The sequence below is a fragment of the Paenibacillus sp. FSL F4-0243 genome (assembly GCF_037963295.1).
In the GTDB taxonomy this organism is placed as follows: Bacteria; Bacillota; Bacilli; order Paenibacillales; family Paenibacillaceae; genus Paenibacillus_AQ.
The window spans coordinates 6618110-6643729 of the sequence record NZ_CP150151.1 but is presented as its reverse complement, the minus strand read 5'-3'; the positions used below and the strand labels follow the sequence as shown (position 1 = coordinate 6643729).

The following is a 25620-nucleotide window of genomic DNA, read 5'->3' as shown; positions in this document are numbered from 1 at the left end:
AGATAACTTCCCTGAAAATAGCCGATTATCATCGCGGAATACACTTTTTAGGGAAATCCTCCCTAAAAAGTAGCTGATTATGGTCCCGAATAGACGTTTTAGGGAAATCCTCCCTAAAAATCCCTGAAATACGCCGATTTTGCTCAAATTCGCTCAATATTAGGGAGGTTTTCCCTGATTTGCAGTTATAGGCACCTGAAAGACCAAAAATCAGGGAGGATTTCCCTAATCTATTGCTGTCGCTGCTACTCACGCTCCATATACTCATGCCGTAATATGGACATGATATGCAGAGATTCAAAGTGTTCTCCTACTTTTATACAGTCACGTAGAGTACCTTCCAGTGTAAAGCCACAGCTTTCATAGACATGGCGTGCCCTGTGGTTATGGTCTCTAACATCTAACCATAGGCGATGTGATTCAGTGTGGCGAAAGATCCAGTCGGTCACGAGACAAAGCGACAGCTTACCATACCCAAACCCCTTGGAATGGATGACGATTCTTTTAATACAAACGGTAAGATGAGTGTCTTGAAGTCCTGTAATGATGATATAACCGACTCTTTTTCCTGAACTGTCCCAAATTGTAAGATGTAGAATATCTGGGTCTTGGAGGGCTGCAGCGTGTTCCGCTTTAGTCCATTGACCAATATAGATGCGGTTTAGTTCACTTTGTTCGATGGCTAGAACGAACGCTAAATCCTGCACGGTGGTACGTTGTAAATCCAAGGCTTCTGAATGGATGATCATAACCATGCGCCCCTGTCTCATATGTATTTTCTATCTATGGTAACTGACGGTCTGCTCGATGTCATTCATGAAGTTCTAGCTTGTTTTCTTTATATTGGAAGAGCTGTAGGAATGCTCGCAACTTCGTGTATAATTGAGACCAGGTGTTAAGAATTCCAATCGGATGAGGAGATCAGCTGGTTATGTACTTTCTTGATATTATGTCTTGGCTGACAGAGGATAATCTGCGGCATCTGCTTGAACAATATCGTTCGTTTGGGCCCTTTCCGGGCATTGCGTTAACGTTTTTGAAATCATTTATACCACCACTACCAACTATTGCGATCGTCGGATTAAACGGGGCTGTATATGGTTTATGGTTAGGTTTTTTGTATTCTTGGATCGGCTTGGTTGCGGGCTGTGTGACAACATTTTGGATTATTCGCAAAGTAGCTTCGCATCGGTATCTGCGAAAATGGGCAGAACGGCCAAAGGTAGCCAAAAGTATGACATGGGTGCGGCAAAGCGGATTCAGTTATGTATTTCTGCTTAGTATATTCCCGGTAGGCCCCTTCGTTGTAATTAATATGGCTGCTGGTCTTGCTGGGATGAGATTTCGATCGTATCTTCTTGCGCTCACTGTCGGCAAAGCGATCATGGTATTCGCTGTTTCATATATTGGAAATGATCTGGAACGATTTATCCGCCAGCCGTGGGAGATCATCTATGTCTTGGTGTTTATTGGATTGTCACTATGGGGAGTTAAAGCCATCGAGGCGCGGTTCGCTAGAACGGTGGAAGATGGAAACAAGGCCGCTTAGTACTGTGAATGGACTATTTTAATAGAACAAAGGAGGAAATGATGATGAAATATCGTAAACTTGGCAGTACAGGGATGAATGTATCGGTGATCGGATTGGGTACTTGGCAGTTCGGTGGAGAGTGGGGCAAGGATTTCACTCAAGCAGAAGTCGATGCCATGCTAGATAAGGCTGGAGAGCTCGGTATTAACCTGATTGATACGGCAGAATGTTATGGAGATCACTTGTCAGAGAAGTTCATCGGGGGTTATCTGGCTCGCCGGAAACGTGAGGACTGGATTGTAGCTACGAAATTCGGTCATCATTTTCAGGGACATTTGCAGCGGGAACAGTTATGGCGTGCTGACGATGTGCTGAAGCAACTGGATGATTCCCTGCGTGCACTTCAGACTGAGTACATCGACCTCTATCAATTCCATTCCGGAACGGATGAGCAATTCGATAATGACAAGTTGTGGAGCATGCTCGACAGACAGAAGCAGGCAGGGAAAATCCGTCATTTAGGCGTCTCGATAAGTGCATCAGTCTCGGGTGTACATCAGACCTCTGCAGCAGCGGATGTGCAAGCAGAGGCCATACAAGTAGTATATAATCGGCTGGATCGTCAACCTGAGGAAGAGATTCTTCCACTCTGCATCGAGCAAAAATTAGGTGTGTTGGCGCGTGTTCCGTTAGCGAGTGGTTATTTAAGCGGCAAGTACAAGCCGGATGCGGTATTTGGTCAGGGTGATGTGCGTGCTAACCATAAAGAGGATGTAAGGCAAAAACAGCTGCGCGCTGTAGCTGAAATTGCTGCCAATGAAGTCCCTTCTGGACTCGATATGGCGCAGTGGGCTTTGGCGTGGTGCCTTCAGCATCCCGCAGTAACCAGTGTAATTCCCGGTTGTAAAAATGTAGAACAAGTTATCTCCAACGCTAGTGCTGCCGATCTGGACATGGTGAAGGACATTACACAATAAGTTGGGAACTACACCGAAAAAAGCGCTTTGACCTTCGCCTCTGCGGGATCCTCATTGTAGATATGAGTCCAACTGTTCGTAGAAGCATCATAAAAATAGTCCTGTTTCCATAGTTGGAAATGGATCACGATAGTTCGTACAGCGGATACAATTCTCTCTACCTCCTGATTTGTCATAATGGGGTGTAGAGAGATGCGGATCCAACCCGGTCTAAGCGACTGGTCTCCTATAGTAATTGCCTCAGCGATCTGAGCAGATTGCGCCCACCCTAATTCAAGTAAGTAATGCCCATAAGGACCTGCACAAGAGCAACCACCCCGGGCTTGTATACCAAAGCGATCATTCAGTAGTTGAACTGCAAGATTATAATGAATATCACGTAGTGTAAAAGAGACAATGCCATGACGTTCTGTATGATGTCCAGCTAGCAGCGAGCATTCGGGTATGCTACGGAGTCCGTTCATTAATTGCTGGCATAGCTCGTGCTCTCTAATCACCATATATTGACCGTTTCCATTCATCTGTTCCTTCAGCTTCACACAAAGTGCCGTCCGAAAAGCTTGCAGAAACCCCGGTGTTCCCCCGTCTTCCCGCATCTCTATTTCGTTGGTGTAGCGGCGTCCTCCCCAAGGATTGACCCAAGCCACTGTACCTCCACCCGGTTCGTCAGGAATACGTCCATTACTTAGAGCCTCATCAAAAATTAGAACGCCATTCGTGCCCGGTCCACCCAGAAATTTATGCGGAGAAAAAAAGATTGCATCCAGCTTCTCCAGCGGTGAGACAGGATGCATATCGATAGGTTCATAGGGAGCGCTGGCGGCAAAATCTACAAAACATAGGCCTCCGTGACGGTGCATAATCGCGGCAAGCTTCTGGTAGGGAGTCTGAATTCCGGTCACATTGGAGCAAGCCGTAAATGAACCGATTTTCCAGCGGCGATGCTGATACAATTTCAACTGGGCTTCAAGCTGCTGAAGATCTATATTTCCGTTTTCTCCGGGAGGAACAGTCACAACATCACCAATCCCCTCCTGCCAGGGAAGGATATTGGAATGATGCTCCATATGGCTGGTGAAGATCACAGGACGTTCCTCCATCGAATGGGCGCTATAGTCCTGAATCCACTCAGGGAGTCTTAAGCCCATGATACGCTGCAGCTTGTTTACGGCTCCCGTTGTTCCATTTCCGCAGAAGAGCAGGATGTCCTGAGGGCCAGCATTTACATGCTTTTTAATAATTTGTCGCGCTTCATTATAAGCCAGTGTCATGGTTAAACCGGTCGTGTTGGAGTCTGTATGTGGATTACTAACATATGGACCGAAGGCTTCCTGCAGCTTCCGTTCAATCGGTTCATATAAGCGTCCGCTTGCGGTCCAATCGGCATACAGCAGGGGCTGTCTACCATAGGGTGTGGTGATCTGATGCCGAATTCCAATGGTGTGCTCACGAAAAATCTCGAAATGGTTTTGTAGTGAAGCGGGCGTCTCTGCAGAAGAGGCGTGGATGATGTTTAGCACGGATTTCCCTCCAGCCCGTACGCCGATAGTGGTAAGGTCATAGTTTATTTTCGGCGTGCCAGTAGTTTCTATGGCATTAGTATATGCTTGCTTGGAGAATTGGGTTAAAGCCTAGGTGGAGTTTATAGGAATAACAAATAAAGGAGATAGAGGTGAATGGTGTAATTAATATACAACATTGTTTTTTATTTACTTATAATGAAACTTTTTGAGATCTACTGCGTCAAATAATACGATTTGAAATAATGAATGTACCATGAAGTAAAAGCACTGTCTCGTTATATAAGAGGAAGGTAAAGTTAGGGGCCACTTATATTCACAAATGGAGCAGAGGAGTCAAATCATGCATTTAAAAAAACTATCATTAGTTGTACTATTGGCCGTATCTCAGACTGCTGCGGCAGTGCCCGTTTTTGCTGAAGCTGGAAATATTACCTCCAGTAACACCAGTGGAGTAAGAGTGGCTACTACATCTGTTGCGGAAGTAATTCCAGAAGCTACTGATCCATTGCCATTATTGACACGTCCGGTAGCAGAAGGGGCAACAGCAACAGCAACAGCAACAGCAACAGCAACACCAACACCAACACCAACACCAACACCAACAGCGACAGTAACGCCTATTACAGGGGTAACAACCGATTCTACTTTAACAACGTTACCATCCCCCACACCGAGTCCAAGTCTTACACTTATACCTGCGACCACCACACCACCGATTACAACTGATATAGTTAATGCAGGGGCTAGCAATCAGCTTGTACTTATGATGAATAGTAACAAAATGTATCAGAATGGCATTGAATATTTGGCTAATCAGCCAATGGCAGTGAAGAATGGCGTTTCCTACGTTTCGATTAGAGCTATGGTTGAACGTGTAGGTGTGAAATACATTTACGATTATAAGACGAAAGAGACTATTGTTACTAAAGGCAGCGACGTTATGCGGTTCAAGACAGACAGTAAGATTTATTCCGTAAATGGTAAGAATGTGACAATGAAAGGTCCAGCATATCAATTCAAAGGAACCTTTATGATTCCATTGACGTCCATTACTGGGGCGCTGGGCATTCCGTATACCGTGGATAATGTGCAAAAACGAGTCATTCTTTCGCTAAATTTGAAGCCTAAAGCTTCTTTTACAGTACCGGCTATAATTTATGCTGGTGATCCAGTGAATTTCCTTACTTCTAGCTCTTCACCGATTGGTTCAGCCATAGTTGAAGAGAAGTGGGAAGGGAAGCAGGATATCTATGATACACCTGGGCAATATGTAGTATCCTACTCTGTTAGGGATGCTAATGGACAATGGAGTGATCCTTACTCCACGACGATCACGATTCTAAAACCGAATACACCGCCGGTTGCAAATTTTACGACCGATAAGAATTCCTACAAAATGGGTGAGATGATCACTTATACGGATATGAGCACCGACCCAGACGGAGATACAATTAAAACAACGACCTGGACAAATAAAGCGGAAGCTTTTTTCACGCCTGGTCCTGCAACAGTTTCTATTCAAGTAGAAGATTCACATGGCGCAATCAGCACTTTTGAAAAAGTCATTAATATTACGGGTGAAGTCTTGTACAGTAAGGAAGATTTCTATAGATTGTTCGCTTCTCCGGGTAGTGTATTTGATGTTGACGGATCCAATGTTCCAAACTGGCAGAAGGTAGCTTATACGCTCACTTCTGAGCCTTATAATCTTATTCGCGCTAACAGTCCAGAAACCGTAAATATGGAAGGGATTACTTATCGTGAAACATCGTTCGGTGGAACCCGCTTTTTGATTCACCACAAGAATAATATGAATACTAAAATGAAGGTATATGTGATAGCTAAGAACAACAATCTATCCCCTACGACGATCACAACAGAATATTTAGGCGTTGGAGGCCCACACCCCTTTCCGGAAGCTACCGGTAAACTCTCAGTGCAACGTTATTGGGAATCCATGCAAACGAAAAAAGATTACAAGACAACGGTCCTGCAACCTGGTGAAAGCGTCTCTATCCTGTCTGATCTGAATAATATTGCAATAAAACCGAGCGAAATCGTTTCACTCCAAGCGGACTTATATAGTGATTATCCTATTGAATACAATGTTATGATGATTGATGCGAATAAAGATCCGTTAACCACACTTCCTACGCTTCCAATACTGGATCGTGATGGCGTGCATAACCGAGGGACTTATGCTGATTCTACACGAATCATGACTGTTACGGATGAAGTAGGAAGAACACCTGCGAGACTTCTCATCGGTGATAATTCAAGTGATTTGAATTTGATGGGCACCGACCCTATGTCAGGAACTGTGGCATCCAATGCAGGCAACTTCGGAGTACTATACAAAATCAAATTTGAACATGTTGCTCCCAATTCATTAATTACCTTTAACCCGCGTGGTGGTAATTATATGGGACCTGTTATGGTGAATGGTCAAATTGTTCAAATGCCAAGTACCGGCAGTATTACAAATGCAAACTTGAATAGTGTGGTTTACCGTACAGGTGATGAAGGGGGCTCTGTTGAGATATTGTTCACTGCAGCGTCTGGTAGTAATTTGCCGGTTAACTTCCTGATTACACCGCAACCACCGAAGAGATAGTTATGCAAAGTAATCATTAGGGGGACCAAAAGGCGAGATTCCATTCGGCTATGAATGAGAATTCGCCTTTTTGCTTTTCATTTCATGTGATCTTTTCGATACTCCCTTGCGGTCATGCCTAGATGCGTCTTGCAGTAGGTAGAGAAGTAGGCAGAGGAAGCGAAGCCAAAGATATCACTAATATCCTGAAGCGCCATATTTGTATGGATCAGGAAGTTCTTGATCGCATCCATTCTTTCTTTATGGATGAAGTTGAGGACAGTGCTCCCTGTTTCTTGTTTGAATAGCGTTGCGAGGTAATTCGGATGCAACTGCACGATTTCCGCAACCCGCTCTAGCGTAGGCTTCTCTTCAATGTGCTTTTTAATATAGGCGATCGTCTTATTAATGATGGGACCATACGAATACGAACGATGGGTTGAGATGACACTAATAAAGCTATTTAGCATGAGGTATTCAATCTCAACGGTCTTCACGATCGAGTCGCTCTCATCAATTAAGTTGATGTAATGGTCACTGAGAATGAACGCGGACTCGGAATCGACTCCCGCCTCAATGATCGCACGCGTAAAAATGGTGCAGCTAGCGACTAGAGAATATTTCAACGACTGCAAAGGCTTCGGTGACAGGTTGGCTCGTTCCAGCAGGTTGATTTCATTCAATATTTTAACGGCACCTTCACGATCAATGCGTTGGATTGCATAGACGAGCTTCTTTTCGTGCTCATAGGAAGGGTGCATATAGTTCTGATAGCGATTCTTCGCCATATTGCGTTCGAGGACGGCAGTAATGTCTAGCATGGATAATCTCCTTTAGGCTACCTGTTTAAGGGAGGATTTTACAATATAATCCGTATTTATAAATCGAAACTAATGTTAAGAATTTATAATTAAGTGTTATATTATCGTGTAATATCAGTTTTGTAAAGGCTTTCAATTTTAGAAATACAAATAAAAATTATGAAATCTTCAGAAGAGGGGTATTGCAGATGAAGAAAAAAGTAGGGGCAGCATTATTATCTGTAGCTATGTTATCCACGTTAGTCGCTTGTGGAGCAAAAAGTGATGATGGGGCAAACAAGGCAAATAGCGCAGACACAACGTCTAAAGGAACTGGTAAAAAAGCGGTTATTACAATCATTCAGAATAAAGTAGAAATCCAAAGTGCACTAGAGGATGCAGTGAAAGAATTCAATAAAACTCAAGATAAATATGAAGTACAAGCATTAGGAGCAGCAGGTGACAACCTGATGACGGTGCTCCAGACACAATTCAGCTCCGCACCAGAAAAAGCACCAACCATTTTCACAACAGCATCTGGCTCAGAGTTTCAAAAATATCTTCCATATATGGCACCCTTGGATGATATGAAAGCGGCTAGCAAAATTGTTGAAGGACAAGATACAGCAGCGCGTAATGATGGTAAATTATATGGCTTGCCAGTTGCGCTTGAAGGCTTCGGACTTATCTACAATAAGGATATGTTCAAGGAAGCAGGCGTGAATGCGGATGATATTAAGACATGGGATGATCTTGTAGCAGCAAGCACGAAGCTAGAGCAAGTGAAGGGCGTGAAGAAGGCAATCGCGTATGCACAAGAGTCTTACTTCCGGTTCATGCATCCATTTAACTGGCCATTTGCATTAATGAAAGATACATCGGGTACGATTGCTAAGATTAATGCTGGCGAATTGAAGCTTCAAGATATTCCTGAATTGAAAGAGTACGTTGCTGATCTGGACAAGATCAAAGACCATACGAACTTGAGTAAGGATACGTATGATGAACAAGTTGCAGGCTTCGCGGCAGGACAATATGCGATGATTCACCAAGGAAACTGGGCACAAGGTCTCTTGAACGATTATGATGTGAAATTTGAATACGGTTTCTTGCCAGTACCGTTCGAAGGTAATCAAGGTATTGCGGTAGGTAACAGTAACTTCTTCCGCGTGAACAAGCATGCATCGGAAGATCAACAAGCGGGTGCGAAGGCGTTCTTGGATTGGTTGCTAACAGATCCAGCGGGTCAGCACTATGTAACGGATGAGTTTAACTTTATCCCTGTGTACTCCGGTTTTGATACTAGCAAAATGGATCCGTTATCCCAAGAAGTGAACCGTTATGCAAGTGAAGGCAAGACAGTGAAATGGGTATTCGATCAATTCCCAGCGGGAGCAGATCAAGAGTTTGCGAACCAAATGGAAAAATACTATGCAGGAAAATTAACGGGCGAGGGCTTGTTAGAAGCACTTCAGAATGTTTGGATGACTGCGGTTAAAAAATAATCGTATGGCTATGGAGGCTGCTTCTCGAATATTCGTTAAGCGGCCTCTTCCTGTTTTGTAGAAATGGATAAGAGGTGAAACCATTGAAGAAAAGTGTAAAGAGAAATTTAATAGCCGCAGCTTTTATTGTTCCATCATTATTCATCTTTATAAATGTAGTCATCATTCCATTCGTTATGGGGATTGTGTACTCTTTTACAGATTGGGATGGGTTTAAATTTGCAGGTTCTAACTTTGTAGGCTTCGATAATTATGTACGGGTGTTTCAAGATTCAGATTTTCTTACATCCTTCGGCCTGACATTTAAATATGCCGTATGCATGATTATTCTCGTTAACGTTATCGGACTTTCACTCGCGATGCTGGTGACTTCCAAAATTAAGTCGCGTAATCTTTTACGCTCAATATACTTCCTGCCGAACTTGATCGGTGGTCTGATCCTAGGTTTCATCTGGAAGTTCGTATTCACGAAATTCTTCGTACAGGTTGGAGAAGTAATGGGGAATAGCTCGATCTTCTTCAATTGGTTGGATGATCCGACGGCTTCCTTCTGGGCGCTGGTCTTCGTAGGAACATGGCAAATGGCCGGCTACGTCATGATCATCTACATCGCAGCTATTCAAGGTGTTTCGGATGAGGTGCTGGAGGCAGCTGATATGGATGGCGCAGGCGGATGGATGCGATTCCGCAAAATTATGTTCCCACTCATTATGCCAGCCTTCACGATCAGCTTGTTCTTGACGCTGTCGAACGCATTCAAACAATATGATACCAATATCTCACTAACGAACGGTGGTCCTTACGGTACAACCGAGCTTGTTGCAATGAATATCTTTAAAACCGCGTTTAGTATGAATCAATATGCGCTCGCGCAATCCAAGGCGATTATTTTCTTCCTCGTCATCTTAGTTGTGACGGTTACGCAGGTCGTTATCTCGAAGAAAAGGGAGGTTGAACAATAATGAAACGTCGCAATAAATCAACTTCAATATTGCTTGAAGTTATAGCTTGGGTTAGTGGACTTCTTATGCTGTTGCCTATGTATATTATGTTTGTGAATTCGTTCAAAGGACGTGCCGAGATATTCACCGATACGTTCGGCCTGCCGAAATCCTTTTCCTTCGAGTACTATGCTGCGGCAATGGACAAAATGAACTTTTTGTCAGCATTTAAAAACTCGCTCTTAGTGAGTGTCATTAGTATTGGGCTTATTATTATCTTCTCAGCGATGACATCTTGGATGCTTGTTCGCATGAAGAATAAATTGTCCAATGGCATTCTCCTCTTATTCGTAGGTACGATGCTCATCCCGTTTCAATCGGTGATGATTCCGTTAATGCAATATTTAAACAAATGGGATATCCCATCACTTAATTTCTCTATGATTAATACACATTATGGCCTAATTTTCATGTACATCGGATTTGGGCTAAGTATGTCGGTCTTCCTCTATCACGGTTTTATTAAAGGGGTACCGATTGCTCTTGAAGAAGCGGCAATGATCGAAGGCTGTAATACGTGGCAGACATTCTGGAAGGTTGTATTCCCAATGCTTACGCCAATTACGATGACTGTAGGAATCTTGAATCTGTTGTGGATTTGGAATGACTATTTACTTCCATCCTTGACCTTAACAAGCCCAGCGCTTCGTACCATTCCATTATCAACCTTCTTCTTCTTCGGAGAATTTACAATTCAGTGGAACCTTGCAATGGCAGGACTTGTCGTATCGATTATTCCGGTTATTATCTTTTATCTGTTCGCACAGAAATACATTATTAAAGGCGTTATGGCAGGTGCTGTGAAATAAAATTGGATGAGGGGGCCTTCATATGAAGTCGGGCTGGATTATTGAGAATCATAGGGATATGCAAGACCTCGGCGTTAGTGAGAGTATTTTTAATGTGGCTAATGGTTATGTAGGTGTTCGAGGTAATTTTGAAGAAGGTTATGAAGGTGACGAGCCAACGGTTCGTGGAACATATATAAATGCATTTTATGATATTACACCGATGCTATATGGGGAGAGTGCGTATGGCTTTCCCGATACACAACAGAAGCTTGTGAATGTGATGGATGTACAGGATGTGACCATTCATATCGGGGAGGAGAAGTTCAGTCTTTTCACAGGAACGGTCGTATCTGGGCGGCGTTATCTCGATATGCGCGAAGGTAAGTACGTACGGCTCGTGCACTGGATTTCACCACAAGGTAAAGAGGTCGAAATTTCATTCACACGCATGGCGTCATTGACAACACTCGAATTGTTCACGATAGATATTGAGGTAACTCGTATCAATTGTCAGGATGAAGTGACGATTACCTCTGGCGTGAATGGCGATGTGAGTAACTATACGAATGCGAAGGACCCTCGTGTTGCATCGGGTCATGCTAAGCTATTGGATATGAAGAATATCGAGGTGTTCGACGAGACCTCCTTACAAATCGTGCTTGAGACAAATACATCGAAGCTACAAGTGGCGGCAACAACAGTTCATCAGACAACGCCTGCGGTGAACGGTGAACTGATCAAGGGTGAGAAAAGTGTAATGGTGCGGTATGCGTTCCCAGCCGGTAAGGATATTGTTCAATTCACAAAATTCAACGTATTTACAGATACACGTCGACACGAAGATCCAGCTGCTCACGGACGTGAGTTGATGGCTTTGGTATTAACGCAAGGGATTCAAGCGGCTTACATGGCACAAGAAGTATATTTACAACATTTTTGGGAAATTGCAAATATCGAGATCCAAGGTGATGAGGTACTTGAGCAAGGTCTTCGATATAATGTATATCAGTTGCTGCAATCTGTGGGCAAAGATAAATACAGTAACATCGCAGCCAAAGGCTTAAGCGGTGAGGGCTACGAGGGACATTATTTCTGGGATACCGAAATCTATATCCTGCCGTTCTTCATCCTCTGTCAGCCAGAGCTGGCGAAGCAGTTGCTTCGTTACCGTTATACGATTCTAGGCGAAGCGAAGAAGCGTGCGCTAGAGCTAGGCCACAAGAAGGGGGCCGCTTACGCATGGCGTACCATTACAGGGGAAGAGTGCTCGGGGTACTTCCCAGCTGGTACGGCACAGTATCATATTAATGGTGATATTGCTTATACGTATATTCAATATTATCTCGCGACAGGCGATAAAGATTTCATTGCGGAATTCGGTGCGGAAGTCGTATTTGAAACTGCAAGAACTTGGATGGAGCTAGGTCATTATCATGAAGGTCTATTCAAGATTGATGATGTAACAGGTCCGGATGAGTATACGGCCATCGTAAACAATAACTATTACACGAATGTACTTGCAAAATATAATCTAGAGTGGGCTGCATCGTGGTATAAACAGCTGGCAGAAACTCATCCTGGAGCATGGGAAGCTTTGTGTAGTCGCATTGGCTTAACAACAGATGAGATTACAGCATTTGAAGAAGCGGCTGCGAAGATGTATCTGCCTTTCGATGAGAAGTTGAACATTCATGCACAAGATGATTCTTTCTTAGCGAAGAAGGTGTGGGATTTCGAGAACACACCGGAAGAAAAACACCCACTGCTGCTTCACTATCACCCGCTACACATCTATCGTCATCAGGTGTTGAAGCAGGCCGATACGGTGCTGGCGCATTTCTTGCTCGAGGATGGCATTTCAACCGATGTCTTGCGGAACTCCTACGATTATTACGAGAAGCTGACAACTCATGATTCGTCCTTATCCTGCGCGATCTATAGCATCATGGCTTCGAAGTTAGGTTACTCGGACAAGGCGTACGATTATTTCATTGAAACGGCACGAATGGATTTGGATAACACTCATGGCAACACGAAAGACGGATTGCATATGGCGAACATGGGTGGTACATGGATGTCGATCGTCTATGGCTTCTCGGGTGTAAGGATCAAGGATGATCATTTGGCATTGAACCCGACATTGCCGAAGCAATGGAAGGGATACACCTTCACGATGCGTTACCGTCAAGCGACGATTACCGTGGAAGTGAACCATTTGAAGACGCAATTAATCGTGGATGCACAAGAGCTGATTCATATCAAAGTAATGGAGAAGAGCTTCAAGATTCCAATGGGCAAGACAATCATCACGGTATAATTTATATCCTTTCAATTGAAATCTGAAGCGGCATGAGAAATTCCCCATGTCGCTTTATGTTTTCTTATATTAATTAATTTCAACCGCTAAATGAACAGCTGAACATCACTCTCCAAAGCATCTCTTAAATACGCCGCAGCATCGATAATCTCGACCTCTGGCAGCAGTTCTTCTGTTTTAAAGCCCATGATTTCGACGGAGAGCTTACAGGCATAGAACTTGATGTTTTTTTTACGAGCTCCTTTAAGAAAATGAATCAGCTTCGGCGCGCCTTGCTCCTCCATCATCTCCTCTAGCATCATCCGGCCCAGCCCGCTGAAATTCAAATGGGAGAGTGGCAGCTGCCCAGGGCCCTTTGGCGTAATGACATCCATCAGCTTCTCATAAATACTTTTATCCTCTAGCGTCATCTTCTCCGGATCACGCACCAGAAACAAACCCCAGAAAGAGAAAAACATCGTAACCTCTACATCAATATCTCTCGCGGCATTCGCTAAGATCAATCCCGCCATGGCTTTGTCGTATTCTCCGCTGAACATCAGAAGATTTATTTTTTTACTCACCTGGATAGTCCTCCCGTTCCTTATATTGAATTATAAGAAAGTATAAGTTTCACGGTATACGTTATCCTTATAATTCTCGCATAAACGTTTAGCCTCCTTAATAGGACGCCGTAGGCATTTTAGCTTGGAATGTCATTAGTATGGTTATGGAGGGGAGAAGTATGCGAAGGGACCTTCCGAATTCACAAAAAAAGCCCCCTTACGGGAGCTTCATCACCTTTATTTTGTTACCTAGCTTCTACTAATGTACTTCAGAATCTTTGGATTCTGGATCTAAGGTGCTGCGGATGTCATGGTAACGGGCGGAAAGCCAAATGCTTCCGGTAAATAATACGATGAGTCCAAGAACGATAGAAAATCGCCAGTCGCCTGCTTTGAAGTTCAGCTGAAGTACCGTTAGTACAAGCGAAACCTGGGTCCAGACCAGTGTTCTTTTGCGAAAAGCCGCAATATCTCCAGACATCTTTGGGATATTCCGAATGATCCAATAGGCAATAACTGCGAGAATAAGCGCAAATATAGCGGTTACGGCTAATTCAGAAGAGGATAGGACATGCATGGTCTCAGGCATCCTTTCGGCTTGCAAAAGTTAGGATTCAAAAAAGGTGAATTACTATTTCTTGAAAATACCTAGCGGAGCTCCGATCGGTAAGAAAGTGCGTCCGAAATGAGCGTTTAGCACAGAAGCGCCACATCCGTATAAGGATACGATACCAATTCCAAGTTCGGCACAAGCAGCAAGCTTATGGAAGAATTCTGGAGCGATACCAAAGGAATCGAAGGTTAGTCCAATAAAAAGGAAATCTATCAATACAAAAATGATAAGCAAAACTCTATTAGCCTCAACCGCGCCAATGGTCATAAAGATTGTAAAGATCAAGTAACCCAGAAATACAAATCCGAGCTGCTTAGGATCTACAGCCTCTGCAAGCGTTGGGCCGAATACGCCGAGCTTGATCAGCCAGCTGCTAGCCATGCCGAACCAAAAGAAAGCGTAGGCGCCAAAGGCGGTCATACCAAAGGTGTTGTTGTGCTTAGCATCTTGAATTGCGGCGAATAGTTGAGCAAATGCTCCGAGGAAGATAGCCCAAGGAATGACGTAGCTAAGTCCTGTTGTAAACTCAAGCTTCTGTGAAGAAGCAACCAATGTGACAATAGCCAGTCCGAATAGCCCGATGGCGCTAGGGTCTGCGGTGACGATTTTGACAGATTGGGTGTTAGGGGATTGCGCTGACATGACAGTAAAAGCCTCCATTATTATATATAGTTTTACGCTCTTAAAAACAGCACTCAAGGAGCGCTGTTCATAGGCTTGCCTATCATATCATATTGGTATGTGCTTGCCTATAAAACAGCGCTCATTTTTTGTTGTAAAAGGGCGGCCTTATGTCCAATAAGAGGTTATTTACATTTTTAGCTTCAACGAAGAAACCTTTTAGCCAAACAAACCGAGGTATTATGTCAAGATTAGACATTATATGCAGTGATAATCTTCACAATCTGTTGAAAATTGATGTATAATAGTCAGTGATAATTATTATCAAGTCATAATGAAAAGGCGGTAAGCTTGAAGTGAGCAAATGGACATTATTTACGAAGGCGACCCGGTTTTGGAGTTTTTCAGTTATGCTTATCCCGATTGTTTTAGGTACAGTTGGGGCATATGTATGGGAAAGGGCATTCCATCCGGTCTTATTTATTCTAACCTTAATAGGAGCGATTTCAGCGCATCTGTTTTCCAATATGGTGAATGATCTGTGGGATTATCGCAACGGAACAGATACAGAGGCGAAGAATTCCGCTGGTGAAATCAGCACAAACTCCGGGCTACTGACAGGTGGAATCCTCTCGGAGTCTTTTTATGCAAAGATGACCTGGAGTATGTTGGCGATTGCCCTCATCTGTGGTGGAGTCCTAAGTATATATAGCGGTTGGAATATCCTCTGGTTTGTACTTGTAGGTGCTTTAATCGCTTATTTCTATGTAGCCCCACCCCTGCGGTATGGCTATCGCGGCAAAGGTTACAGTGAGATGGCTATCTTTATAGCTTTTGGGATCATGCCTGTGTTAGGTTCCTTTTTCGTACAAACCGGTCATTTTAGCATGAAGCCTGTCATCCTTTCATTGCCGGTTGGATTCTTGACTACATTGCTATTGTTTAATCATCATTTCTTACATTGGAAAGCGGACGAGCAGGCTGGAAAACTTACGCTTGTTGTAGTGTGGGGTGAACAGAAGGCACTTGTCTTCTCGCGTGTGCTTCTCTTCACCGGTTATGCATCTGTGGTGATCTGTGTGCTAATGGGCGTACTTCCAGTTTATGCACTTTTGGCATTGGTTACAGCCTTCTGGCCGATTCGTATTTATCGTGGACTGAAGCCACATAATGCTTCACCAGCCTATATCCCGCTCATGGGTGCTTCACAAAAAGCCTCCGTTCGTTGCGGAGTAGTGATGGCAGCAACCTTACTAATTCAAGGATTATTCTGAAGATATAAGAATATATAGGTTTCACGCTATACATTATCCTTATATTTCTCGCATAAACGCTTACCGTCCATTAGGGACGCTGAAGGCGTTTTTGCTTGTACTAGTAATTACCATACAGAAGGAGTGAGCTTTCATGGAAAAGAAGGACAAGGAACTGTTGAAGGAAGAACAAAATGTTAAAGGCAATCAAATGGTGCTTGGAGATTTCCACTCCATTTTAGAAGAAGGAAAGGTCTGGAAGACAGGTGGATTTACACTGCCTGATGGGTCCTTTTGGGCTTATCGTGAACCGGAAGCAGTAGTTATTGTTCGTAATGATACGCTGTATGTGCGTGCGAAATTGTCCCGCGAGAACCATCAAGTACAAATTCTAGACAATGCTAAGCATATGTATTACTCCGCGGAGCCAGTGGTAATTCCTGAGGCTGGAGAGATTAGCTTTGAGCTGCAAATTCGTAGCCGTACACAAGGAACAGCACCTGGAGATTTGTACGATGGTTATGTATCGCTGAACTTGCTCGATTTTACGACAGGTGCGGCGCTAGACTTTTTTGCGGGAAATGATAAATATGCTAGTGTATATGGTATTTTGCCGTTCCCGGGGGTACAAGTACCAGAGAGCAAAGGAACGAAATATTTCTGCATCTTTAAAGAAGATACGGATTTCAAACCACGTGAATTTAATACCTACCGCATAACGTACCACCGTGGCAACGATGAGGCTGTATTCTATTTGAATGACAAAGAAGTGCGTCGTGAGAAAAATATTCCGATCAAGTTCAACAACTTTACAGTCGCGCTTGGAATTATGACAGAGAAGGATCTGAGTCCTGAAGGCAGTGTGTCTGTGCATGGACAGACAGTTATTGCAGAATGGTCCCCAGTGAAGATTACAACGACAGAACAGTAATACCTTGCAGGCTCAATTGATAAATAAGGGTGTATGGTGTGAATATTAAAAGCTTTCTAAGATTTGTGGAGCTGCCGACAAAAGTAGCCAGTATGATCCCCTTTCTGATGGGAACGCTGTATGCCCTGTATCGGTTTGAGGATTTTTATGTGTTGCGTTTTGGTCTGATGTTCGTTTCCCTGCTTAGCTTTGATATGGCAACGACGGCTATTAACAACTATTACGATTTCAAAAAAGCTTCCAAAACTCACGGCTATGGCTATGAGACGCATAATGCGATTGTGCATTTTAAGCTAAAAGAGAGCACCGTCGTGGCGACGATTGTTATTTTGCAAGCTCTGGCTGCAGGGGGCGGGATTGCGCTTGTTACGCAGACGGGTTTACTGGTCTTTTTGCTGGGTGGGCTGTCGTTCTTGATAGGGATCCTTTATTCGTTCGGGCCGATCCCGATTTCGCGGATGCCGTTAGGTGAGTTGTTCTCGGGTTTGTTTATGGGCTTTGTCATTATTTTTATTTCTGCCTATATTCATACGGACGAGCATGTGGTATCGCTGTTGCTTCAGAACGGTTGGGTCAGCTTGAATATCAATATTATGGAAGTGCTGTACCTGTTCTGGTTCTCTGTTCCTGCCATTTTGGGGATTGCAGGGATTATGCTCGCAAATAATATTTGTGATATTGATGAAGATGTGGAGAACCGCAGGTACACTCTTCCGGTCTACATTGGCCGACGTAATGCGCTTGTGCTGTTTAAATATCTATACTATGTCTCTTATCTGGATCTTGTAGTGCTGCTGATCTTGGGGATAAACCCTATTCTTGTCTTGGCGATTCTACTTACACTGATCCCATTGCACCGAAATATCGATTTGTTCAAACAGAAGCAGGAGAAGGCGAGTACCTTTATTCTTGCCGTCAAAAATTTCGTGTTGATGAATGCGGCCCGTATTGCTGTGCTTGGTGCGGCTGTGCTGTTAAACATGATAATGTAATTTTTCCACTGGATTAAAAAGCAGTATCTATCGGAGTCGAATCTCCTATGGGTGCTGCTTTTTTGCGCTCTGACTGTACTTTTCTATTAGTGATGAGTTTCATTCTATGATAAGGTGTCTTAAAGTATAGTAACTAATCCAAGGGAAGAGGTGTAGCCATTATGGTACAAAAACTTCGGTGGGGAATCATAGGCTGTGCGCAGATTGCGACTGGCTCAGTGATGCCAGCTATCATGAATTCAGATTCGGGAGTGATTACAGCGGTAGCGAGTCGTGGCTTGGAAAAAAGCAGCGCTGTAGCCGCAGAGTTCGGAATAGAGAAAGCATATGGCAGTTACGAAGAGTTACTTGCGGATAAAGAAATCGATGCGGTGTATGTTCCGCTCCCTAATCATCTTCATCGAGAATGGGTGATCCGTGCGGCAGAAGCAGGTAAGCATGTGTTGTGTGAGAAACCGATCGCACTGAACAGTGTAGAGGCTGCAGAGATGGTGAAAGCATGTAACGATGCAGGCGTCCACTTAGCAGAAGCATACATGTATCGGCATCATCCACGGATTGCTGAACTCCAGGACATTATCGCTAGCGGTGAAATCGGAGAATTACGCTCGATTCGAGGTACATTTACTTACAATGATGCTACAGACACTTCAAATATTCGTTTTAAATCGGCTTGGGGTGGCGGCTCGCTTTATGATGTTGGCTGCTATCCGTTAAGTGCGGCACGACTGTTGTTTGGGACGGAGCCGGAAGCTGTGACCGTGCATGCGAAGTTCTCCCCTGAGCATGATAATGTAGATATGATGGCTTCAGGGCTGGTAGAGTTTCCAGATGGTTTAAGCTTGATCTTTGATTGCGGAATGTGGGCATATAACCGCCAGCTCTTAGAGATTCTTGGGACCGAGGGACGAATTGAGGTGCCTATGCCTTTCAACGCTAGAGACGAGGATGCGGAATTCTTTGTGTACACTGGTGATGAGGTGAGACGGGTCGATGCCACAGGGGCTAATCCATACATACGGCAGGTGGATGATTTTGCAGCCGCTGTGTTCACAGGTAAGAGACTCATTGCACCGGAGGATCCGGTGCTAAGTATGCGTCTGGTTGAAACCTGCCTTGCTTCAGCTAAACAACGGCAAAGAATTAGCATGGTGTAACAGCGAATCTAATATGGATCTACGTTAAAAAACCTCCGGCTTGCTGCTATAAGCAGCTGCCGGAGGTTTTTTTGTTTGCATGTTCGGATTTTAAACTGTGCTCAAGAGAATATCATCTTCGTCATCATTGCTATTAAAGGCTTCGCGGTCAAATTCACCTTCTGAATTCGCGACCAACAACGCGGTTACAGCTGTTCCTGTTGCATTTACAGCGGTACGACCCATATCGATGAGCGCTTCTACACCTGCAACGATAGCGATTCCTTCAAGCGGCAGGCCAAGAGCGGTTAAGACCACCGTAGTGGAGATTACGGCTGGTCCAGGTACGCCAGCTACACCAATTGAAGAGATGATACTTACTAAGACCAGTGTAATATAGTCAGTCCAGTTCAGATCAATACCGAATACTTGGGCGGTGAACACAGCCACAATCGCCGGCCAAATGCCACCGCACGCATTAAAGTTGACCGATGCTCCTAACGGCGCAATAAAGCTCGCGATCCGCGGGGAGACATGAAGGCGCTTCGTAATCACTTCAAGATTGACAGGAAGTGTTGCGTAGCTGCTTCTAGTCGTGAAGGCAACGGTAATGGTTGGATAGATTTTGCGGAAGAAACGAATTGGATTCACCTTCGCTACTAATAGAACCAACCCGCCAAAGATAAGAACAAAATGAATAATCATTGCGACATATGAGGTAATGATTACGCTGCCCAGTTCCTGCAACGTTTCCCAGCCATAACGTGCGGTAATTCCTGCTATCAGTGCGAAGACACCGTAAGGCGTCAAGCGAATAATGAATTTCACGACCTGATGCAGTATCAGTGTCAGGGATTCAATAAGATCACGTACAGGTTTCACGGCTTCCGGTTTCTTGGAGCCAATTTTGATTATAGCTACTGCTAGGAAGATAGCGAAAATGAGCAGAGGCACAACCTTACCCGTAGCTGCTTCATTCACAGGGTTAGACGGCACAAGATCCAGAATAACCTGTGAGAAGGTCGGGATTTCCCGGGCGGCAAAATCTGCAGGAACATCCTGTTGTATCCCTTGACCAGGATTGAACAGCAACGCAACCGATAGGCCGATAATAGAAGCGATACCCGTCGTTCCGAGGAACCAGGCGAAGGTTTTGATCCCTATTTTGCGCAGATACTCCAGATTAGTTAAGGAAGAAATACTGTTTAATACGAGTATGAATACTAAAGGGATGACGAGCATGCGAATCAAGCTGACATAAATGCTGCCGAATGTACTGATAGCTTTGGTCTCTAAATCGAAGTATTGAAAGAATATTCCGGCAATAAGTCCGATGCCAAGTCCGATGAGTACCCGAGTACCAAATCCAATGCGTTTACGTGCCAGTAGAAACAAAATTGCAAAAACAAATATGGAAGCTACAAATCCATACCAGTTCGTTTCGATGGCGGATAACAAGTTGTTATCTATGTTCACTACTAATACCCCCTTAAACCTAGTTTTTTAATGTGATTAATCCTATTGAGATCAATCTATATAGAATTTATAGTAAAGTCAATGTAATAATATGTTAAAAATAATCAATCCCGATAAAAACCATGTGAAAAATAAAAATTGATTGACAAGGCGCATCGTCATGAATAATATGGAACTTAATCACAAGCCAATTGGAATCGACTGGACAGCCGGAGATTCAACGAAAGACGCGTGTTTTGCGTCTCGTTGAGTCTCTTTTTTTTATTTTAGAGAAAGGAGAATTTAGGGGTTAAAGGTACAACGATGAAGTTAAGAAGCATGGATCTACTGGACAGCCAGAGATTCAACAGGTACGTAATACGTGCTGTGTTGGGTCTTATTTTATTTGAAAAGGATGGTACACATTATGAAAAAACTTACGATATCTTTGGTTGCTGCAACTGTTGTCTTTTCCGCACTGACATATGCCGCAGTATCCGCTAATAAAAAGACAGCAGAGGCAGCATCCATTGAAGCAAGCAGTAATACAGCAGTATCGGTTTCAGCAGCAGCGGCACCTGTAGCTACTTCTGCAGCCGTAGTCGTTGTTCAGGCAGAAGCCTCTTCGGCTCCTGTTACAGAAACGGTTCAGCCGGAATCTTCAGCTCCAGCAGTGGAGACTGTCTCCGCAAAAGCGACTGCTGCCCCAGAAGCAACCGTTGATTCTGCGGAGAAGGCTGTTGCCTCAGCAGCTCCAGCGGTGGGTGAAACTCAGCCTAAGGCGACCGCAGCTCCAGCCGCGGAGACCGCTAAGGTAGCTACAACTACAACCACGGTAGCTGCGACTGTCAAAACGCAAACTCAAACAGCTACACCGGTTCCAACGGCTGCGCCTACGGCAGCTCCCAAAGCAATCGTAACTGCCAAAGCAGCTCAACCGACATCTGCTCCTGTCGTATCGGCTCAGCCTAAGGCCACTGCGGCACCTGTAGTAACGGCAACGGAAGCACCTTCGAAATCGAAATCCATTACTTTCTCCACAACTGAGGTGGTTAAAGCGACAGCCGCTCCGGTCGTTGAGTCTGCCCAACCGAAGACATCGTCTTCTGCACCTGCATCATCCACGGTCAGCGCACCAGCAGCTGCTCCAGCGGAAACGGTTCAGGCACCCGCACCGGCACCAGCCGCTGAGGAAGAGGTTTGTCCTTGATGAGCGGCAGGCTCATTCAGGATTCCTTTCAGCCCATACATCACATAAACCTATTTAAGGCGAGGTGCACATAATGATACGACCATTAACCTTTAAAAAAATTCTAACGCTGCTGTTGGCAGCCTCCCTGCTAATTCTGCCTACTCAGGCAGGAAGAGCTTATGCTAATCCGGATAACGCAGAGGCGCTAACTTCTTTTGGCTCAAGTAGTGGTGTAAGCCACTTTGATTATTTCAGTCATGTCTATGACCGTCTGAATGATCCTGACCATGTATTTAAAACGGCAACCTATGAGGATATCGTTCATCTTTTTGAGAGTGAAGGCACTTACGCTGTTCTGGTTGGCGGCGCTTGGAGCGAGAATACACAGGCCGACATCGGCTTTATCAATGAAGTAGCTAAAGAATATGGCATCTCTACGATTTATAACTTTGATACTAAGCTGGACGGTGACACGCTCCAGATTGCAGACAGCAATAATAAATTTGCTTACAAATACGTTGACCTGGTAAACAAATATTTAAAGAATTTGGATCTGTCCTCGAAGGATGTTCCAGAACGCAATGTTAGCTATACCAATAAAAACGGGGATGTCGTAACTGCTAATAAGATCGAATCTCCATTCCTGTTGGTCTACAACAAGGATCACAAGGATGCACAAGGAAATATCGCTCCTGTTGTATCCTATCTGGATAAAAGCTACTCGTGGAATGAGTTCCTGACGAACGGAACACTTGATGCTGCGAAGGTTAATGCGTATAAAGCATCGGTAAGAGAGGTACTTAGTGCCGCTTCTGGGTATAACAGGATCGATGAATCTGCTTATATCAAGGCTGCATTTAACAAGAACTACGAGGGCGAAAATGAGGGCAAACCTACGATCTTCAACGAATCGGACGGTACGCTCGTGTATGAACATGTGACCTACCATCAGCTGAAGCAAATTTTGGCAAGTGATGGCAACTATGCGATTTTGTTAGGTGGATCATGGTGCCCCAACACGCAAGCGGTTATCAAATATATTAATGAGTATGCCAAAAAGCATAATATCGATAAGGTCTACTTCTTCGATACGAAGCTCGACTCTGGGGTGACGGTTGCTGAACCAAGCAACAACAGCGGCACTAAGGGCAATGCCAATCCGCACAATAATAATGAGCTTCAGATTAGAACAACCAATCACCCATATGCGAAGTTGTATGTTGATCTGGTCCGTACTTATCTGACTAATATCAAGACCGAGAACAATACAGCAGCCAAACCATCTGTGATTAGTTATGTGAATGAGCTTGGAGACACCGTGATTGGAGATAGACTTCAAGTTCCATATCTGTTCACGTACAACAAGGATAACAAAGATGCAGACGGCACTAATGCACCTATTCTAGGGCATATTGAGCTTATGTACAGCTGGACGAACATCCAACCGGATTACGTGCAGGCGAATTACCCTGTCGGAGCCAGATACACTAACACTACAACAGCTCTGGATAAGCTATTCTCTAAACTGGAAGCTGTGCCCGCTGGACTTACAGGTGTAGCACCAACCGCAGCAGACAGTAAAGATGGGCAAATCTTGGGCACAAGTTCGGCCTTGGAATATAAGCTGGCTGGAGATACGGCATATACGCCAGTATCAGGATCCGCAATTACAGGGCTTGCGCCTGGTGTTTATAAAGTAAGATATGCGGCTACATCAGGATATCAAGGACCAACGAACGCAGCGGGACCGACGATCATTCCTTATAATGCTGGAGAAGATGTAAGTGTGGAGGTGCCTGCTTATATCCATCAACAAGCAGCTCCAACAGGTCTATTAGGCGTAGCTCCTACTTCTGAAGCTAACGATGATGGGCAAATTACGGGCTCAGCTGAAGGGCAGGAATATAAGGGTGTTGGAGAAGCTGATTATAAGCCTGTAACAGGCGTAGCCATCACAGGTCTTACTCCGGGCTTTTATAATGTGAGATTTGCGGCAAAAGAAGGATACAGCGTAGGTAAAGATGCTACTGTTGAAGTTCCGGCCTATGGCGAGCAAGCAGCTCCTGTAGGGCTAGTGGGGGTGGCACCGACTACTGCAGCCAATAATGATGGCAAAATCACAGGGACTACGAAAGCGTTGGAGTATAAGTTATCAACAGTTACCGATTATGTCTATGCAACAGATGTAGAGATCGTTGGACTGGTACCGGGAACGTATCAGGTAAGATACGCAGCCAAAGAAGGGTTTAATGCAGGCAGAGCAGCAGAAGTGATTGTTCCAGTATTCACTGCAGAGCAAGCAGCGCCATCTGGTTTACAGGGGGTAGCTCCTACCTCTACAGCGAACAATGATGGAAAAATCACAGGAACCACAACAGCCTTAGAATATAAGCTGTCCAGTGTGACTAATTATGTGTATGCACCAGATAAAGAGATTATAGGTCTAATACCAGGTACGTATCAAGTTCGATACGCAGCGAAAGAAGGTTATAAGGCGAGTCCAGTAACTAATATTATTGTCCCTGCTTATGTATCTATTTCAGACCCAGGAACAAGTGGGCCTGGCGGCAGCAATCCTGCGCCGAGCACGACCACACCAACACCAACAGCAAGCCCTCAACTGGTTGCTACAACAACAACCGGTAACACTGTGAATTTATCATCAACAGCAGCAACCAAAACGGATAAAACCACAGGAGTAACCACAGCAACAATCACGAAGGAAGCGGCTACCGAGCTTGTGAATCTTGCTAAAAAGGCAGAAGCGGATGGGAAGAAAGCCGTACTTGAAATTAAAGTAGCAGCTACTTCTGAAACCCAAACAGCCGAGCTTACGCTACCGAGAAGCATAATTAACGAGTTGGTCTCAGGTACAAAGGCCGAGATTACGATTCATTATGAGAATGTAGGTACGATTACGCTCGATGCCAACTCTTTGGCAAGTATCAGCGCAGCCTCGGATGCAGGAGATATTGTCATAACCATTGCTAAGGTTTCGTTAACGGCAGAAGGTAAGGCCGTTCTCGGGGACAGACCGGTTTATGATTTGTCGGTAAAAGCAGGTCAGAGTACCATTTCCACCTTTGGTGGGGGCATTATCCATATCAGTGTGCCGTATACATTGCAAGCAGGAGAACAGAAAGATGCGGTCATCGTATACTATATCAATACCAACGGAAGCTTGGAGAATGTACGCGGGAATTATAACGCTGCCAATGGAACCGTAGATTTTGTTACCACACATTTCTCCCAATATATTATTGGATATAACAAGGTGAGCTTTGCGGATGTTTCAGAGACTTCGTGGTATAGCAGTGCAGTAGGTTATCTTGCGGCACGCAGTATCACATCCGGCACGGATGCAGAGCATTACAGTCCAAATGCTGCAATAACTAGAGGGCAATTCATAGTCTTGCTCTTGAATGCTTATGGCATCACACCCGACGCTACCGCAACTGATAATTTTGCGGATGCGGGCAATACGTATTACACGAACTATCTCGCGACTGCTAAGCGCCTTGGGGTAGCCACAGGTTCGGGAGATAATCAATTCCAGCCAGAGGTTCAGATCACTAGACAGGAGCTATTTACACTCCTGTATCGCTCACTTGTAGCGCTAGGTGAACTGCCATCCGAGAAGAAGGCTGTAGCTCTTTCTGATTTTGGTGATGCAGGGGAAATTGCTGGCTATGCACAGGAAGCCCTTCAGGCGCTGGTGGAAAGAGGTGTAGTAACCGGAGCGAATAGCAAGCTGAGTCCTAAAGAAGTTACTACAAGAGCGCAAGCGGCACAGGTCATTTATAATCTATTATCGAAATGATTGGCGGTAGCTGAATATAACAGT

20 protein-coding genes are annotated in these 25620 nt (G+C 44.5%); 13 read left to right on the top strand and 7 right to left on the bottom strand.

What is annotated here, in order from left to right; translation table 11 throughout:
* Positions 1 to 245 precede the first annotated feature (245 nt).
* Positions 246 to 749, bottom strand: coding sequence for a GNAT family N-acetyltransferase (locus tag NSS87_RS29415; RefSeq protein WP_339243882.1), 504 nt, complete (start codon positions 747 to 749; stop codon positions 246 to 248).
* Positions 750 to 931: 182 nt separating this feature from the next.
* Between NSS87_RS29415 and NSS87_RS29410 the strand changes: the two genes are divergently transcribed.
* Both NSS87_RS29410 and NSS87_RS29405 read left to right on the top strand, forming a co-directional pair.
* Positions 932 to 1549 carry a TVP38/TMEM64 family protein gene (locus tag NSS87_RS29410; RefSeq protein WP_042192646.1) on the top strand — a complete coding sequence of 206 codons (618 nt, stop codon included), beginning with the start codon at positions 932 to 934 and terminating at the stop codon, positions 1547 to 1549.
* 44 nt (positions 1550 to 1593) lie between these two features.
* A complete protein-coding gene (locus NSS87_RS29405) occupies positions 1594 to 2508 on the top strand; it encodes an aldo/keto reductase (RefSeq protein WP_339243880.1) in 915 nt (304 codons plus the stop codon).
* Positions 2509 to 2516: 8 nt separating this feature from the next.
* Here the strand turns inward: NSS87_RS29405 and NSS87_RS29400 are convergent, their stop codons facing one another.
* Positions 2517 to 4028 (bottom strand): aminotransferase class V-fold PLP-dependent enzyme, encoded by a 1512-nt coding sequence (locus NSS87_RS29400; RefSeq protein WP_339243879.1) that lies wholly within the window; start codon positions 4026 to 4028, stop codon positions 2517 to 2519.
* 343 nt (positions 4029 to 4371) lie between these two features.
* Here NSS87_RS29400 and NSS87_RS29395 point away from each other — a divergent pair, with 343 nt between their 5' ends.
* Positions 4372 to 6645 (top strand): stalk domain-containing protein, encoded by a 2274-nt coding sequence (locus NSS87_RS29395; protein WP_339243877.1) that lies wholly within the window; start codon positions 4372 to 4374, stop codon positions 6643 to 6645.
* Between the two features lie 77 nt (positions 6646 to 6722).
* On the opposite strand, the gene NSS87_RS29390 is transcribed toward NSS87_RS29395, so the two are convergent.
* Positions 6723 to 7445, bottom strand: a complete 723-nt coding sequence (locus tag NSS87_RS29390) for a helix-turn-helix domain-containing protein (RefSeq protein ID WP_042192637.1) — start codon at positions 7443 to 7445, stop codon at positions 6723 to 6725.
* Positions 7446 to 7633: 188 nt separating this feature from the next.
* Between NSS87_RS29390 and NSS87_RS29385 the strand changes: the two genes are divergently transcribed.
* From NSS87_RS29385 to NSS87_RS29370, 4 genes are all read left to right on the top strand, one after another.
* A complete protein-coding gene (locus NSS87_RS29385; RefSeq protein ID WP_076297952.1) occupies positions 7634 to 8929 on the top strand; it encodes an ABC transporter substrate-binding protein in 1296 nt (431 codons plus the stop codon).
* An 83-nt stretch (positions 8930 to 9012) separates the two neighbouring features.
* The gene (locus NSS87_RS29380; protein ID WP_231573358.1) at positions 9013 to 9891 is read left to right on the top strand and encodes a sugar ABC transporter permease; all 879 of its coding nucleotides are present in this window, start codon (positions 9013 to 9015) and stop codon (positions 9889 to 9891) included.
* The gene (locus NSS87_RS29375; protein ID WP_076284877.1) at positions 9891 to 10739 is read left to right on the top strand and encodes a carbohydrate ABC transporter permease; all 849 of its coding nucleotides are present in this window, start codon (positions 9891 to 9893) and stop codon (positions 10737 to 10739) included. The genes NSS87_RS29380 and NSS87_RS29375 overlap by 1 nt, the downstream gene beginning before the upstream one ends.
* Positions 10740 to 10761: 22 nt before the next feature.
* Entirely contained in the window at positions 10762 to 13038 is a 2277-nt protein-coding gene (locus tag NSS87_RS29370) for a glycosyl hydrolase family 65 protein (protein ID WP_339243875.1), read from the top strand.
* Between the two features lie 86 nt (positions 13039 to 13124).
* Here NSS87_RS29370 and NSS87_RS29365 read toward each other — a convergent pair whose 3' ends face one another.
* From NSS87_RS29365 to NSS87_RS29355, 3 genes are all read right to left on the bottom strand, one after another.
* Complete coding sequence (locus NSS87_RS29365) at positions 13125 to 13601, bottom strand: DsrE/DsrF/DrsH-like family protein (protein ID WP_042192628.1); 477 nt, start codon at positions 13599 to 13601, stop codon at positions 13125 to 13127.
* Between the two features lie 241 nt (positions 13602 to 13842).
* Positions 13843 to 14160, bottom strand: a complete 318-nt coding sequence (locus NSS87_RS29360) for a hypothetical protein (protein WP_042192626.1) — start codon at positions 14158 to 14160, stop codon at positions 13843 to 13845.
* Between the two features lie 54 nt (positions 14161 to 14214).
* Positions 14215 to 14838 carry a GPR1/FUN34/YaaH family transporter gene (locus NSS87_RS29355; RefSeq protein WP_042192624.1) on the bottom strand — a complete coding sequence of 208 codons (624 nt, stop codon included), beginning with the start codon at positions 14836 to 14838 and terminating at the stop codon, positions 14215 to 14217.
* 335 nt (positions 14839 to 15173) lie between these two features.
* Between NSS87_RS29355 and NSS87_RS29350 the strand changes: the two genes are divergently transcribed.
* The 4 genes from NSS87_RS29350 (at position 15174) to NSS87_RS29335 (ending at position 19150) form a co-directional block, all read left to right on the top strand.
* Positions 15174 to 16091, top strand: coding sequence for a prenyltransferase (locus NSS87_RS29350; RefSeq protein WP_339243873.1), 918 nt, complete (start codon positions 15174 to 15176; stop codon positions 16089 to 16091).
* 133 nt (positions 16092 to 16224) lie between these two features.
* Complete coding sequence (locus NSS87_RS29345) at positions 16225 to 17001, top strand: DUF6081 family protein (RefSeq protein ID WP_339243871.1); 777 nt, start codon at positions 16225 to 16227, stop codon at positions 16999 to 17001.
* A gap of 38 nt (positions 17002 to 17039) precedes the next feature.
* On the top strand, positions 17040 to 17993 hold the full coding sequence (gene menA, locus NSS87_RS29340; protein WP_339243870.1) for a 1,4-dihydroxy-2-naphthoate polyprenyltransferase: 954 nt from the start codon (positions 17040 to 17042) through the stop codon (positions 17991 to 17993).
* A gap of 161 nt (positions 17994 to 18154) precedes the next feature.
* On the top strand, positions 18155 to 19150 hold the full coding sequence (locus NSS87_RS29335; protein ID WP_339243869.1) for a Gfo/Idh/MocA family oxidoreductase: 996 nt from the start codon (positions 18155 to 18157) through the stop codon (positions 19148 to 19150).
* Positions 19151 to 19240: 90 nt separating this feature from the next.
* Here the strand turns inward: NSS87_RS29335 and NSS87_RS29330 are convergent, their stop codons facing one another.
* Complete coding sequence (locus NSS87_RS29330; RefSeq protein WP_042194660.1) at positions 19241 to 20599, bottom strand: dicarboxylate/amino acid:cation symporter; 1359 nt, start codon at positions 20597 to 20599, stop codon at positions 19241 to 19243.
* Between the two features lie 412 nt (positions 20600 to 21011).
* Here NSS87_RS29330 and NSS87_RS29325 point away from each other — a divergent pair, with 412 nt between their 5' ends.
* Together NSS87_RS29325 and NSS87_RS29320 are read left to right on the top strand one after the other, a co-directional pair.
* A complete protein-coding gene (locus NSS87_RS29325; RefSeq protein WP_339243867.1) occupies positions 21012 to 21794 on the top strand; it encodes a hypothetical protein in 783 nt (260 codons plus the stop codon).
* A gap of 73 nt (positions 21795 to 21867) precedes the next feature.
* Positions 21868 to 25596 carry an S-layer homology domain-containing protein gene (locus NSS87_RS29320; protein WP_339243864.1) on the top strand — a complete coding sequence of 1243 codons (3729 nt, stop codon included), beginning with the start codon at positions 21868 to 21870 and terminating at the stop codon, positions 25594 to 25596.
* Positions 25597 to 25620 lie beyond the last annotated feature (24 nt).